General features: G+C 55.4%; 13 protein-coding genes. 4 read left to right on the top strand and 9 right to left on the bottom strand.

The features are described 5' to 3' along the window. Window positions 1-31: 31 nt before the first annotated feature. The 5 genes from J3349_RS06745 to J3349_RS06725 are packed head-to-tail and all read right to left on the bottom strand — an operon-like array spanning window position 32 to window position 5,161. Window positions 32-1,861 carry an alpha-amylase family protein gene (locus J3349_RS06745; protein WP_207676862.1) on the bottom strand — a complete coding sequence of 610 codons (1,830 nt, stop codon included), beginning with the start codon at window positions 1,859-1,861 and terminating at the stop codon, window positions 32-34. Between the two features lie 3 nt (window positions 1,862-1,864). Then, window positions 1,865-2,797: a carbohydrate kinase gene (locus tag J3349_RS06740; RefSeq protein WP_207676861.1), complete on the bottom strand. Its 933-nt coding sequence runs from the start codon at window positions 2,795-2,797 to the stop codon at window positions 1,865-1,867. A 36-nt stretch (window positions 2,798-2,833) separates the two neighbouring features. After that, on the bottom strand, window positions 2,834-3,451 hold the full coding sequence (locus J3349_RS06735) for a hypothetical protein (RefSeq protein WP_015564179.1): 618 nt from the start codon (window positions 3,449-3,451) through the stop codon (window positions 2,834-2,836). Continuing rightward, window positions 3,438-4,109, bottom strand: a complete 672-nt coding sequence (locus J3349_RS06730; RefSeq protein WP_242699555.1) for a DUF624 domain-containing protein — start codon at window positions 4,107-4,109, stop codon at window positions 3,438-3,440. The genes J3349_RS06735 and J3349_RS06730 overlap by 14 nt, the downstream gene beginning before the upstream one ends. Continuing rightward, window positions 4,106-5,161: a LacI family DNA-binding transcriptional regulator gene (locus J3349_RS06725; protein WP_158396118.1), complete on the bottom strand. Its 1,056-nt coding sequence runs from the start codon at window positions 5,159-5,161 to the stop codon at window positions 4,106-4,108. Before J3349_RS06725 ends, J3349_RS06730 begins: the two co-directional genes overlap by 4 nt. 357 nt (window positions 5,162-5,518) lie before the next feature. On the opposite strand from J3349_RS06725, the gene J3349_RS06720 reads away from it, so the two are divergent. The 4 genes from J3349_RS06720 (at window position 5,519) to J3349_RS06705 (ending at window position 10,634) form a co-directional block, all read left to right on the top strand. After that, window positions 5,519-6,466: an ABC transporter permease subunit gene (locus J3349_RS06720; RefSeq protein ID WP_112114530.1), complete on the top strand. Its 948-nt coding sequence runs from the start codon at window positions 5,519-5,521 to the stop codon at window positions 6,464-6,466. A gap of 13 nt (window positions 6,467-6,479) precedes the next feature. After that, window positions 6,480-7,385 (top strand): carbohydrate ABC transporter permease, encoded by a 906-nt coding sequence (locus tag J3349_RS06715; RefSeq protein WP_174235885.1) that lies wholly within the window; start codon window positions 6,480-6,482, stop codon window positions 7,383-7,385. Window positions 7,386-7,460: 75 nt separating this feature from the next. Then, window positions 7,461-9,134, top strand: coding sequence for an extracellular solute-binding protein (locus J3349_RS06710; RefSeq protein WP_207676860.1), 1,674 nt, complete (start codon window positions 7,461-7,463; stop codon window positions 9,132-9,134). A 24-nt stretch (window positions 9,135-9,158) separates the two neighbouring features. Beyond that, window positions 9,159-10,634: a glycoside hydrolase family 32 protein gene (locus J3349_RS06705; RefSeq protein WP_207676859.1), complete on the top strand. Its 1,476-nt coding sequence runs from the start codon at window positions 9,159-9,161 to the stop codon at window positions 10,632-10,634. A gap of 84 nt (window positions 10,635-10,718) precedes the next feature. On the opposite strand, the gene J3349_RS06700 is transcribed toward J3349_RS06705, so the two are convergent. The 4 genes from J3349_RS06700 to J3349_RS06685 form a co-directional block, all read right to left on the bottom strand. Beyond that, the gene (locus J3349_RS06700) at window positions 10,719-10,934 is read right to left on the bottom strand and encodes a DUF6061 family protein (protein ID WP_242699554.1); all 216 of its coding nucleotides are present in this window, start codon (window positions 10,932-10,934) and stop codon (window positions 10,719-10,721) included. Between the two features lie 57 nt (window positions 10,935-10,991). Next, window positions 10,992-12,077 (bottom strand): class I mannose-6-phosphate isomerase, encoded by a 1,086-nt coding sequence (locus tag J3349_RS06695; protein WP_207676858.1) that lies wholly within the window; start codon window positions 12,075-12,077, stop codon window positions 10,992-10,994. A gap of 197 nt (window positions 12,078-12,274) precedes the next feature. Continuing rightward, window positions 12,275-13,555: a TRAP transporter large permease gene (locus J3349_RS06690; protein ID WP_207676857.1), complete on the bottom strand. Its 1,281-nt coding sequence runs from the start codon at window positions 13,553-13,555 to the stop codon at window positions 12,275-12,277. After that, the gene (locus J3349_RS06685; RefSeq protein ID WP_015565356.1) at window positions 13,555-14,058 is read right to left on the bottom strand and encodes a TRAP transporter small permease; all 504 of its coding nucleotides are present in this window, start codon (window positions 14,056-14,058) and stop codon (window positions 13,555-13,557) included. The genes J3349_RS06690 and J3349_RS06685 overlap by 1 nt, the downstream gene beginning before the upstream one ends. Between the last annotated feature and the right edge of the window lie 8 nt (window positions 14,059-14,066).

Genomic DNA, 14,066 nt, shown 5'->3' with positions numbered 1-14,066 from the left:
TTAACGGCATTGGCCGGATGGCTCGTTTTGCTTATTTGTTTTTTACCAGCAGCGCCTGATAGGGCTTCAGTTCCACATCGGCCAGCCAGACGGAAGCTCCATCTGCGGTGTGATACTTGCCGCCCAGAGCGTCCAGACCGGCTCCTGCCGGGTACTCGGTAAAGTTGAACAGCCCCACCAGCGTTTCCTCACCGCGCTTGCGTACCAGTGCCAACACGCCGGGGTTGTGGCTGTCCCATGTGGTCACCCACGCATCCGGGGCAAAGCAGGGGTCTGCCCGCATTTGGCGCAGCTGCTCCATGCCCTGCCACAACTGGTTTTGCAGCGTGCCTTTTTGGGTGCGCTGCTTTGCGTCCTCCCAGTTGAATTTGCTGCGATGCAGATTGCGGCTGTCCTCCACACGGTCAGGGTCGTTTTTGTAGTCCCAGCCGTTGCGCTGGGCGATCTCGTCGCCGCAGTTCAGCATGGGGAAGCCCTGCAAGAATGCCATAGCAGTGTGCAGCAGCAGGTCGCGCTTCACGGCATAATCCAGCGCAATTTTATCGTTTTTCTCAAGTGCCTGTTCGATACCGCACAGGCTGGCGGTGGTGCCGCAGCTGCGGGCATCGCCGGTGGCGGGGTCGTAGTTGTACAGCTCGCCCTTTGCCCAGCTGCCGGGGAAATTGCCTTCGTAGAAGTGGTACAGATATTCCTTGTGCTTCTGCGGGTCCATGCCCAGCCGGTTTTCCACCGCCTCGTCCAGACCCCAGCCAATATCATCGTGGCAGCGCAGATAGTTCACGAACCAGCAGTTGTCTGGCAGAGCGTGGAGGGCATCCAGCTGGGCTTTCAGCAGCCGGGTGTCCCGGCTGGCAAGGGCACCCCACAGGTTGACCATGGTGGACACGTTGTAGAGCATATGGCATTCCGGCTTTTCCGGGGTGCCGAAGTAGGCGGCAAGCTCCTTGGGAGCCATGACCACCTCGCCCTTGAGGATGACCGCCGGGCAGACGCATTCCAGCACCATACGGAGCATCCGCACGATGGTGTGTACCTGCGGCAGATTGCGGCAGGTGGTGCCCAGCTGCTTCCAGATATAAGGTACCGCATCAATGCGGAACACCTCTACGCCGAGGTTGGCAAGATGCAGGATGCTCTTGGTCATGTCCACGAACACCGCCGGGTTTGCATAGTTCAGGTCCCACTGGTAGTCGTGGAAGGTGGTCAGCACCCACTTGTGCATCTCCTCACACCATGTAAAGTTGCCGGGGGCAGTGTTGGGGAACACCTGCGGCACAGTCTGCTCGTACTGGTCGGGGATGGTGCGGTCGTCATAGAGATGGTAATACGCCTGAAACCACGGGTCGCCAGCTTTTGCCGCCATGGCCCAGCGGTGGGTGCTGGCGGTGTGGTTCATGACAAAATCCAGACACAGGCTGATGCCCGCCTTGCGCAGTTCACGGGTCAGATCTTCCAGATCCTTGTTGGTGCCAAGGGCAGGGTCTACGGTGTCGAAATCCTCCACCGCATAGCCGCCATCGTTGTGGGGATGGGGCATCTGCAGCAGGGGCATCAGGTGCAGATAGGTCAGCTTCTGCTCTTTGAGGTAGGGCAACTTCTTTGCCAGCTCTTTCAAGTTCCCGGCAAAGAGGTCGGTGTACATGGTCATGCCGAACATATTGCCACGCTTGTACCAGTCCGGGTCGGCAGAGCGTGCCTTATCCAGTGCTTTCAGCTCGGCACTGCGGGCGTTGTAGGCTTCTGCCATCTCCCGCTCCAGAACCTCCAGCCCTTCCCGGTTGTGGTACAGTTCCATGAACAGCCATTCCAGCTCGTCCTTGTGCTTGGCAAACCGGGACGCAAATTCCTGTTTCGCTACCATGGTTCAGCCCTCCACTTCTGCAAGGGTGGGCATGGCAGGGATGGCACCATGCCGGCTGGTGGTGATGCTGGCCGCTTTGTTGGCAAAAGCCAGAATGCCTTCCAGCTTGTCCACGGTGAGGTTGTTCAGATCCTCTTTGCAGAGCTTGGACAGAGCCGCTCCAAAGAAGGTGTCGCCTGCGCCGTTGGTGTCGCCTACCTTGCAGGGAACGCCAGCCACATGGCCGGTCTTGTCCCCAAAGCGGTAGAACACGCCATTTGCACCCAAGGTGACGAAAATCAGCCGGATGCCATTCTGTGCCAGCTGTGCTGTGCCGCTTTCGCAATCAGTGGTGCCGGTGAGCAGAGGCAGCTCTTCATCGGACACTTTCAGAATATCCACCAGTGGCAGGGGAGCTTTCATCTGGGCAATGGCTTCCTCTTTGTTCTTCCAGAGGTTTGCACGGTAGTTCGGGTCATAAGTAATGACAGCACCCATCTTTTTGGCACGGGCGGCGGCATCCAGTGTGGCGGTGCGGGAAGGGTCGGCGGTCAGGCTGACAGAACCGAAGTGGACGATTTTGGCAGCCTTCAGAGCGCCCTCCGAAATGTCCTCTTTGCTCAGCATCACGTCAGCGTTGGCGCTGCGGTAGAAGCTGAAATCCCGCTCGCCGGTAGCATCCACCGAGACCACCGCCATGGTGGTGGGGTGGTCTGCATCCACCGCCATGCCGGAAACGTCCACCTTGTTCTCTGCCAGAACCTCTTTCAGGTAGCGGCCAAAGGCATCTGCACCCACCTTGCCGATAAAGGCAGTCTGTGCGCCCAGCCGGGCGGCAGCCACCGCCAGATTGGCCGGAGCACCGCCGGGGTTTGCGGCAAACTGAGGGATGCCGCGCTCATCCTTGCCGGTCTGGGTCAGGTCGATCAAAACTTCACCAATCGTTAAAATGTCCATGATAATTCTCCTTATTCTTGATGTGAAACCCAACGATCACCGCTGGAACAGATAATGAATGTAAGCGGCTGCACGCTCCGGGTGCGGTGCATTCTGCACTACCCCAAGATAGACCTTGCCAGAAAAACCTGCCTGCCTGACAAACGGTGTGTCCGAAATATCCAGCACGGTCCCACCGGCGTTCAAACCCGACAGTGCATGGAAAGACGCATCCAGTGTCCGCAGATCGAGAAAATAATCATCTGCCAACAGTCGATCCCGTGCATATTCGTCCATCAGAACAACATCTAACCGCTGGGCACTGACTGCACCCAGCAGCTTCATCTCCGAAGCATATACATACTGCTCCTCTGCGCGTTCGCTTTCGCTGAGCAGCAAGCCGGACAGCAGATCGACCTGTTGCTTTTTGGTCAGACCCTGCGCCTCGGCAAAGCCGGTGGTAAGCTGTTCCGTCAGATCAGACCCGGCAGTGATATTTACCAGACCAAGGTAAAGCACATCCTCTTTTTTCGTCACATGGCGGTAGGCTGCATACCCGAGGATATAGACGACGATGAGCACGATCGCAATGGGCAGCTTGTAATATGCCCAGATGTGCTCCCACTTTTTGCGCCCATGGAGGGAGCGGAGCGTATCCCGGTCAGTTTTTGTCATGGTCGTATTCCTCGTGTACTGCATCAGGGTCTCCACCGATCAGATAGAGGATCCGAAGCATCAGAAAGGAGCAGAGCATGGCGCAGAAGCCCATGCCCAGCAGGAATGCAGGCGTGAACACAAACACTATGACGTACCCCATGATGCCATAGATCGCCGCCATCATCAGGGTGCAAAACAGATACCGGACACCCACGAGAAACGCTGTTTTCAGGATGCCGAAGGTGGTGTTTTCAAACCGTGCCAGCAGAGGAAAGGCATACAGCAGAACGATGCCGTACAGAACTGCCGCACCAATAAGCACTGCAGTGAGCAGTGTCCAGAAAATGTTTTCGCTCCACATTCGGCGCAGCACAAAGCCATCCGCAGCCAGGAAACTGCCGACTGCCAGCAGGATAAGCCAGAGTTTTGTGGCAGGCTTAAAATTTTCCCGGAACGCCTTAAAAAACATCCGGGTCAGACCATCGTCCCGATCTTCCGCCATTTTGAGTGTGACGTAGAACAATGCGGTCGTAGAAGCCCCTATGGTAACGATGGGCAGGCTGCACACGAGCCATAAGATGTTCAGATAAGCACTGTAAGTCAATTTCGTCAGCACAGCAAACAGCGGCTTGTCCGTATTGCACAGGTCACGCATGGTGGTTCTCCTTTCGCTCAATCTCCTGTGGATTCGCGCAGGATCAGGTTGGTTTCCGTATAGACGGTGCGATAGTTCAGCGATGGCTCTTCGATGCGGGTCATAAGCAGATTGGCAGCGGTGTAGCCCATGATCTGTCCATGGATATGGATCGAAGTCAGACGGGGGACAAAGTAGGAAGCCTCCTGACTGTCATCGAAGCCGCAGACCCAGATATCATCGGGAACCGAATACCCCAGCTCATTCAATGCCTTGACCAGATCCATGGCAACAAAGTCATTGGCGCAGACAAAAGCATCCGGCATCGTTTTGAACCGACGTATGGTTTCGTACAGGGATACCGGATAGTTCTGCTGTCCAGATGGCATCGCACAGGTGCTCAGGCCTTCTGTCAGACCAAAGTGCTCCACTGCATCCTTATAAGCCATATAACGCTCAAAGAAGGACTGACAGTGGTTTTTATCCCCCGCAAAGCTGATGCGTTTTTTGCCGTGCTGGACCATGTGGACCACCGCATTCTGGATCTCAATGCGGTTTTCCATATAAAGGCGGTCGGCTTTAAGAGGAGGACGCATATCCATCACAGGGGTGTCTACAAACAGCAGCGGAACATCCAGATCGCACAGCATCTGTGCGTAGTCATAGTCGAATACTTCAAAACAGATGATGCCGGCTGTGTGCTGGATGTTGAGAGAAGATGGAAGTTTTTTCTCTTTCAGCTCTATGGGAGAAATGCGATGAATGGTCATGCAGCTGTGCAGATGGTCGATTTCCGACTGGAAACGATCCAGCATCATGGAGGAAAAGTGAGAGTTGTTCAGAAAACGGGTCGTCAGCATGGCGATCTCCCGTTTGTCACTCGGCAGAATGAAAGGCCCTGCTGTTTTTGCAGCGTCTTCCTGAAACAGCGGCAGATAGGCAAACTGCTTATAGCCCATTTCGGCGGCTTTGCGCAGGATCTTCTCCCGTGTGGCATCTGCCAGCACACCGGTGTTGTTGATGGCCTTTGAAACTGTGTTGCGGGAAAGCTGCAGTTCGCTTGCAATATCCTGAATGGTGACCTTGGTTGCCATAAGTCATCCTCTTTCTTTATAATACAGGAGCGGATGTTCTTTTTTATAGATAAAGTCTGGTGACGGATCTTATTCTTTGTGACTCCAGTATAGTGCAAATGCACAAATTAGTCAAATGTAAAAATGCAAATCATCATTTTGCATATTTACGCACTTTCGAATTTGTGCATCTGTACAAATCCACAGTATTTTTTGATATATACCATGAATTATCGTTGACATTCGCTTGCTTGCGTGATATAAATGAATTACAGAGTTTTACATTTGCACAATCAAAGTGAAAAACGTAAAATTCAAAGGTGCAAATGTAAAACGCAAATCAAGCGGCAAGCAAATCAAAAAGGAGGAGAATGATTCATGAAAGCAAAGACGGCCTCGCCGGAAACGGCTGTGCTGACAGCAGAACGCAAGCTGCACAACACATGGGTCTACATCAAACGGCATTGGCAGCTTTACCTGTTGTTCCTGCTGCCTGCCGTGGTGCTGACGCTGGTGTTTAAGTACGCTCCCATGGGCGGTGTGCTGATCGCATTCCAGAAGTACAATCCCTTCAAGGGCATCTGGGGCAGCGAGTGGGTAGGCTTCAAAAACTTTACCCGCTTCATGTCCTCGCCGGACTTCCAGCGCTATCTGATCAACACCCTGAAGCTGAGCGTCTATGGTCTGCTGTGGGGCTTCCCGATCCCCATCCTGCTGGCATTCCTGCTCAACCGTATCGAGAGCAAGAAGATCAAGCAGAAGGTGCAGCTGGTGCTGTATATGCCCAACTTCATCTCGGTCATCGTGCTGTGCGGTATCGTCCGGGTGCTGCTGAGTGTCACCGGTCCGGTGAACGGCCTGCTTCACACCAGCATCAACTTCATGACGCTGCCGGAAGCGTTCCGCCCCATCTACATCATCAGCGGCATCTGGCAGGGTGCCGGCTGGGCATCCATCATGTACACCGCATCCCTTTCTAACGCCAGCAAAGATCTGAAGGAAGCTGCGATGATCGACGGTGCAAACCTGATCCAGCAGATCATGACGGTGGAGTGGCCCGCCATTAAGGATATGGTCGTTATTCAGTTCATCCTGCAGGCAGGCAACATCATGAGCATCGGTTTTGAAAAAGCCTATGCCCTGCAAACTGACCTGAACCTGAACACCGCCGAGATCATTGCAACGTACGTTTATAAAAAGGGCCTGTTGGACGGCGATTACAGCTTTTCCACGGCAGTCGGTCTGTTCAACACCGTTGTCAACGTCATCCTGCTGATCGCAGTGAACAAGGTCGTTGCCAAAATGAACGATGGCAAGGGCTTGTAAGGAGGGGTTTACCATGGCAAAACAGAAAAAATCAAAAATGGCCCTCTACACCAGACAAGATAAGATCATCCTGTACTGCGGCTACGCACTTCTGGGCTTGTTCCTGCTGGCGATCATCGTTCCGATGATCTACATCGTCATCGCGTCCTTTATGGACCCGGTCACTCTGCAAAACAAGGGCATCTCCTTTGATTTCAGCAAGTGGAGTCTGGATGCTTACCAGCGTGTCGTTTCGGACAAGCAGATCTGGGTCGGCTTCAAGAACGCAATACTTTACTCGATCATCTTCACCATCATCTCGGTAGCTGTGACGATGCTTGCCGCTTATCCCATGTCGCTGCCGGACTTCAAAGGCAAAAAGATCTTCAACGCCTTGTTTGTGATCACGATGTTTTTCAGCGGCGGTCTGATCCCCACCTACCTGCTCATCAACAATCTGGGTCTGCTGGATTCCATGTGGGCGGTCATTCTGCCGGGAGCATTCAGCGTGTGGAACATGATCATTGCCCGTACCTATTATCAAGGCATCCCGCGTGAGCTGCGTGAAGCTGCGGATGTGGATGGAGCCAGCGAGATGCTTTACTTCTTCAAGATCCTGCTGCCCGTCTGTATGCCGGTGGTGGCAGTTCTGGCTCTGTGGCAGTTCGTGGCAATGTGGAACAGCTACTTTGACGCCATGATCTACCTGAACAGCGCATCGAAGCAGCCGCTGCAGCTGGTGCTGCGTTCCATCCTGATCCAGAGCCAGCCGGAATCCGGCATGATCGCAGATATCCAAAGTACTGCCGAACGTGCGAAGATGGCCGAGCTGCTCAAATATGCAACCATTATTATTTCCAGTCTGCCGCTGCTGGTGATGTATCCCTTCTTCCAGAAGTATTTTGATGCCGGCATCATGGCTGGTTCCATTAAAGGCTGAGGATATTCCAGAATTTTATGAGCCGGTATGCTCATCTGTTACACGAAAAAAGAAACATGAAAAAGGAGAAATACCATGAAAAAGCTGATCTCTCGCCGCAACTTCCTCAAGGTCTGCGCTCTGGCGGGCTCTGCTGCTGCTCTGTCTGCCTGTGGCGGCGGCAAATCCACCGGCAGCAACAATTCTGCTGCCGCAGCTGTGGATGTGACTGGTGCCGTTACATTTCCGCTGTCCGAAAAGGTCACCTTTACCGGTATGACCAGCTTCCCTGTGGGCAGCGAACCCGAGCCGAACAACCGCACCATCTTCAAGCGTCTGGAAGAGCAGACCAATGTGCATATCGACTGGACCGCTATCCAGTCCGACCAGTGGAGCGATAAGATCACCCTGAATATGTCCAACCCCAACACCCTGACGGATTTTGTTTTTACTGCTGATTTTACCGACAGCAATCTGCTGCGCTACGCAGATCAGGGTGTCATCCTCAATCTGGAAGACTACATTGACAACAATATGCCTAATCTCCAGAAGGTCTTTGAGCAGTACCCGGAGTACCGCACCATGTGCACCGACAGCGATGGCCACATCTGGGCACTGCCCTGGATCGAGCAGCTCGGCTCAGAAAAGACCGCCATCCAGACCATTGGCAACATGAGCTTCATCAATACCAAGTGGCTGAACTTCCTCGGTCTGTCGATGCCCACCACAGTGGACGAGTTTGAGCAGGTGCTGATGGCATTCCGTGATAACGCCGCTTCTCTCAAGGCAGAGTATGGCATTGACGGCGACATCATCCCCATGTCCTGCATCGTCAACAACGGCGATCAGGACCCCAGCATCCTCATCAATGGCTTTGGCGAAGGCTACGGCGACGCTGACAAGGACCGTCATATTGCCGTTACCAACGACCGGAAAGTCATCTGCGCCGCCACCCAGCAGGGCTACCGCGATGGTCTGGACTGGCTGCACAAGCTGTATGCCGAGAAGCTCATCGACCCGGAGTGCTTCACGCAGGAGTGGTCCACCTATGTTTCCAAGGGCAAGGCTGGCCGCTATGGTGTCTGCTTCAGCTGGGATGTTGCCAACATCGACAACCTGACCGACTGGGAGCCGCTGCCTGCCCTGACCGCCGATACCCGCAATATCACCCCGCAGAACGGCTCTTTCACCAGCGGCTTTGCCCGCGGCAGATGCGTTGTCACCGCAAAGGCGGCTAATCCTGCACTGGTTTGTGCATGGCTGGATCAGATGTACGCCCCCCTCCAGTCTCCGCAGAACAACTGGGGTACTTACGGCGATGCGGAAGGCTTTAACATTTTTGAACTGTCCACCAACGATAAGGGCGAGCCCATGCTGAAGCACGCTCCTCTGGGCGATGCTTCTCCCGTGGAAGTCCGTGAAGCGCAGTGTGTCAGTGGACCTCTGGCGGTTCTGGATGATTACTATGGTGTATACGTTACCTGCCCGGACGATGCACAGTATCGTCTGGACTGGATCAAGGAGATCTACACCCCGGATATGAACAACGATTATGTCTATCCCAATGTCTTTATGAGCAACGAGGACACCGAGCAGGTCTCTAACCTGCAGGCAGATCTGCAGACCTACATGAATACGCAGAAGGCCAACTGGATCATGAACGGCACTACGGATGCAGAGTGGAACGAATATCTGAGCAAGCTGGAAGCCTACGGCCTGTCCGACTATCTGGGCATTATGCAGAAATATCTGGATGCTTACTACGCATAAGAATTCTTTCCTTTGGAGGATTCCATGAACGATTTGACTTTACAAAAAGCCCGTGCCTACGAGGCCGAGCACGGCGCTGCCATTTCCCCGGCGGAACGCCCTGCTTACCACATGACTCCTTATGTGGGCTGGCTCAACGACCCCAACGGCTTCTCTTATTATAAAGGGAAGTATCACCAGTTCTATCAGTATAACCCCTACGATGTGCGGTGGGCGCCCATGCACTGGGGTCACGCCGTCAGCACCGACCTGCTGCACTGGGAGTATCTGCCCTGTGCGCTTGCACCGGATTCCCCGGCAGACAATGGCCCCGGCTGTTTCTCCGGCTCTGCCACCCAGATGGATGACGGCAAGCAGCTGCTGATGTACACCAGTGTGGTGGCAGAAAAGCAGCCCAATGGGGAGATGCGGGACATCCAGACCCAGAGCATTGCCATCGGTGATGGACTGAACTACGAAAAGCCTGCCTGCAACCCGGTGCTGACCCAGAAAGACCTGCCGGAAGGCTTCAGCAAGTTCGACTTCCGGGACCCCAAGATCTGGCGTGAGACCGACGGCACCTACTCTGCCGTCACCGTCTGCCTTGCCGAGGATGGCAGCGGCGCAGCGGCACTGTTCCAGAGCAAGGACGGCTTCGACTGGCACTTTGTCACGGTGCTGGAACGCTGCAACAATCAGTACGGCAAAATGTGGGAGTGCCCGGACTTCTTCCCGCTGGACGGCAAGCAGGTCCTGATGCTGGGGCCCATGGAGATGCTGCCCAAGGGCGAGTTCCACAACGGCCACAACGTCATTGCCTTCATCGGCAGCTACGACGAAGCCACCCACACCTTCACCAGGGAAAATGTGCAGCAGATGGATGGCGGCATCGACTTCTACGCCACCCAGACCACCCTTGCCCCGGATGGCCGCCGGCTCATGACCGCATGGCTGCAGACATGGTCGGATACCGAAGATAAGCCTCAGGGCTGCAAGTGGTTCGGGCAGACCATCTGCCCGCGCGAACTGCACATCAAGGACGGGCGCATTTTTCAGACCCCGGTGCGGGAGCTGGATGCCGTCCACGGTAAGCGCACCCTGCACGAAAACGTGACGGTGCAAAACGAAACTTCTCTGGAAGGCATCAAAGGCCGTGTGGCGGATCTGACCGTCACGGTGCAGCCCGGCGAATACCGCTCCTTTACCCTGAAGCTCGCCGCCGATGCAGACCATCACACCAGCCTGACCTACGACCCCTACACCTCCGAGCTGACGCTGGACCGCAGCCATGCCGGTTCCCGTGCAGACATCGTTCACAGCCGCAGCTGCAAAGTACGCAGCCAGAACGGTGCGCTCAAGCTCCGCATCCTGCTGGACAAAAACAGCATCGAAGTTTTCGCCAACGATGGCGAGCAGACCATGACCGCATGGATCTACACCCCGCAGTCTGCCGACGGCATCACCTTTGCTGCCGATGGCAAAGCAACTGTTACGGTGGAGCAGTTTGAACTGGACCTGTAATCTGATATTTCCTTCATTTCTCCTTCATTGAATACAGCCCCGCTTTGGCTTCTCCTTCGCCAAAGCGGGGCTGTGTTTGTTATGTCATTGATCTTTCAGCCTGCCGTGGTCACAGCTGAGGGAGAGATAATGCTCGATCTCCCCACCCAACACCATCTGCGCATACTCCAGCGTCTTATTGTAACCACAAACAACTCGAGAGGATGATCCATGTATGAAAAGGACGCGGCTGACGATCTTTTTGTTGATAATGGCATCGTTTGTATACCGAGATGATAGCATGGAAGTGACCTCTTCCATATAGCAGAAGACCTCCGCCGCCTTTCAGGGCTGCGGAGGTCTTTTTTACATTGGAATTTATTTTTTCTGTTCAGGGCCAAAGAAATGCAGGACCCTCAGCGGAGCCTCCGCATACAGTGTAAATCTTCCCGTTCCAGCGGGGACAAAGAGCTGGTCGGTCTTTTTCAGAGGCAGGCTGCGGCCGTTTGCGCTCAGGGTTCCTGCGCCTTCCAGCACATAGATGCCGCTGCCGCGCGGCGGGCAGTCCACCGTCAGGGTGTCGGAGACGTTTACTTCGTCCAGACGGAAGAGCGACGTATTGCGATAGCCCACCAGCGTCGTGATGCTTCCGCCCGCCGTTTTCAGCACCGTTTCCGGTTCGATGAACCAGCGGTCGTGGATCTCCTCGCGGCTGTGCGGCTCATAGTGGAAGCATTCGAACATCTTTTCAAAGCCAAGCCCCTGATGGCACATACTGTCGGCCACGGCAAAGCCGCTGGGCGTCGTGCGCTCCACCCGGATCGTATAATCCGTCGGCTCCTGGATCTCCACGAGGAAGCAACCCGCGCCGATGGCGTGGGGCATACCGCCCTCGATCAGGATGGTGTCGCCCGGATGCACCGGGTATTTCTGCATCCCGGCCAGCATCCCGGGAATATCCTGTGCATGGAACAGCGCTTCCCACCGCGCGCGGGTCATGTCCGGCTGGAAGCCGTAGTAGATGCAAGGTTCTTCGCCGTTCACGGGGTGGCCGCTGAGGATGTGCCAGCACTCAGTCTTGCCGTACTGGCTCTGGAACAGCCGCAGGGCCGTCGGCCTGTCGGGATGCACCTGCAGAGTCAGGCGCTCGGCGCTGTCGATGAGCTTGGTCAGCACGCCGAGGGTGGGCTGCGCTGCACCTTTGCCGAGATAGCCCTCCGTATCGCTTTCCAGCACCGATTTCAGGGTGACGTCGGTGCCGCGCAGGTGGCTCATGCCCTCTTCGGGGAATTGCTCCCGTCCGGCGTTGCGGGCGGCGACGGTGGAAAGTATCCACTCTTCGGGGAAATGCCCGTCCTCGCCGTTGGAGTCACCGTGCAGGGCGTCCAGCATCCGGCCTCCCAGATAGGTGCGCCACGCCCGGGGGTTGTCCAGCAGGAAAGGAAAATCTGTTGTCGGTTTCATAAAACCCTCCATAAAAGGCACAGAGCCTGCCTTTCCAAGGCAGGAAAGACAGGCTCTGCTTTATTATTATCGCAATTTTCAAAAATAGTGCCTATCGAAACGGCATATTTGCGATATGCAGTTTGCGGATGTTGCTTGTGCATTAAAAACGCAAACTGCTATAGATAGAAGAATCAGAGAGATGTGGAAAGCTTGATTTAAGCGCCGTACACGAGGTTCGGCAGGAAGAGCACCGCCTGCGGGAAGAATATCATGAACAGGATGACACCCACGATCGCGAGGTAGAAGGGCCAGCCTTTCTTGAAGGTCTCCTCAATGGGACACTCCATGATGTCAGACACGGCATACAGCGCGGTGCCGACAGGGGGAGTCATGACGCCGAAGGTGACGGTGGTCATCATGATCATGCCGAACACGACTTCGTTGACGCCGATGCTGCGCATGACGGGCAGCAGAATGGGGGTCAGGATCAGGGCGATAACGGTGGTCTCCATGAACATACCGCAGATCAGCAGGAAAACGACGACCAGCAGCAGCAGGATCGCGCTGTTGCTGGTGATGCCCAGCAGAGCGTTTGCAATGGTGACAGTGATGTTATCGAACACGATGCCGTAGCCGAACACGCCGGAGAACGCCAGAATGATGGTGATGACGGTGATGTCCTTCACGCTGTCGCGCAGGGTCTGCAGCAGGCTCTCCCAAGTCAGCTCGTGGTAGAACACGGTGCCGACCAGCAGGGCGTATGCGCAGGCAAAGGAGCCGGACTCGGTGGGGCTCATGATGCCGAAGCGGATCAGGACGATCAGCAGGACAGGGAACAGAATGGCCCAGATACTATCCAGCAGAGCCTTCAGGATCTCAGACAGCGGAGCCGGATGATCATGCTCGGGCTTGTAGCCGAAGCGGCGGGCGCTCCAGGTGACGGCCAGCATCAGCAGCACGCACATCAGGATGCCGGGGACCCAGCCAGCCATGAACAGACGGCCAATGGAGACCTCGCCGACGGTGCCGTAGATGATCAGGCCCATGCTCGGCGGAATGGTGGCGACGATCAGGCCGGACAGGCCGTTGATGGCGGCAGACCAGCCGCGGTCGTAGCCCAGACGGGTCATCTCAGGTCCGAGGATGCGGCACTCCATCGAAGCATCTGCAACCGCAGAACCGGAGACGCCGCCCATCAGGGTGGACATCAGGCAGGAGACCTGACCGATGTTGCCGTACATATGGCCGGTGCAGGCGTTGGCAAAGCGCATCAGGCGCTTGGTGATGCCGCAGCTGTTCATCAGGTTGCCGGCCAGAATGAACAGGGGGATGGCCAGCATGGTAAAGCTCTGAGAAGTAGAAATGGATTTCTGCACCAGAACGGTCATGGGCAGGTCGCGAATCATAAAGAACGAGAAGCCCGACAGACCGATGGAGAATGCCACGGGCATACCCAGCAGCAGAAACACAAAGAAGATACCGATTGCAATAAACATTAGCCGACGTCCCTCCCTGCTTCGTGTTTGACTTCCTGACCAGCGGGCGTCTTGACGCGCTCAATGATGTTCAGGATGGTGGAGATGAGCATAAAGAAGGAGCCGACAGGCACAGCCATCGTGACCCAGCTGTAGCTGATGTGCAGAGAAGTGATCTGACGTGCCCAGCCGGTGGTGGTCATGCCGTAGCCGTAGTAGATCAGCACGCAGAGGAACGCTGCGATGATGACCTTGAACAGGATGTCCAGAACCTTCTGCACACCGGCGGGGAACTTCTTGACGAACAGATCAACGCCGATCAGACCGGAGCCGCGCATTGCGACATCGCTGCCGAGGAAGATCAGCCATGCGAAGGCGATCAGTGCAACGTCCTGTGCCCAGTTCAGCGGATGGCCAACGGTACGCATCAGCGCCGAAACAAAGACGAGGACCGCAATGCCTGCAACCAGGATCAGAGCGATCAGCTCTTCCAGCTTACAGACTTTTTCATAAAATTTCTTCATAGAAAGTC

The organism is Faecalibacterium sp. Marseille-P9590 (genome assembly GCF_017377665.1).
Lineage (GTDB): Bacteria > Bacillota > Clostridia > Oscillospirales > Ruminococcaceae > Faecalibacterium.
This window is presented reverse-complemented; position numbering and strand designations above follow the sequence as displayed.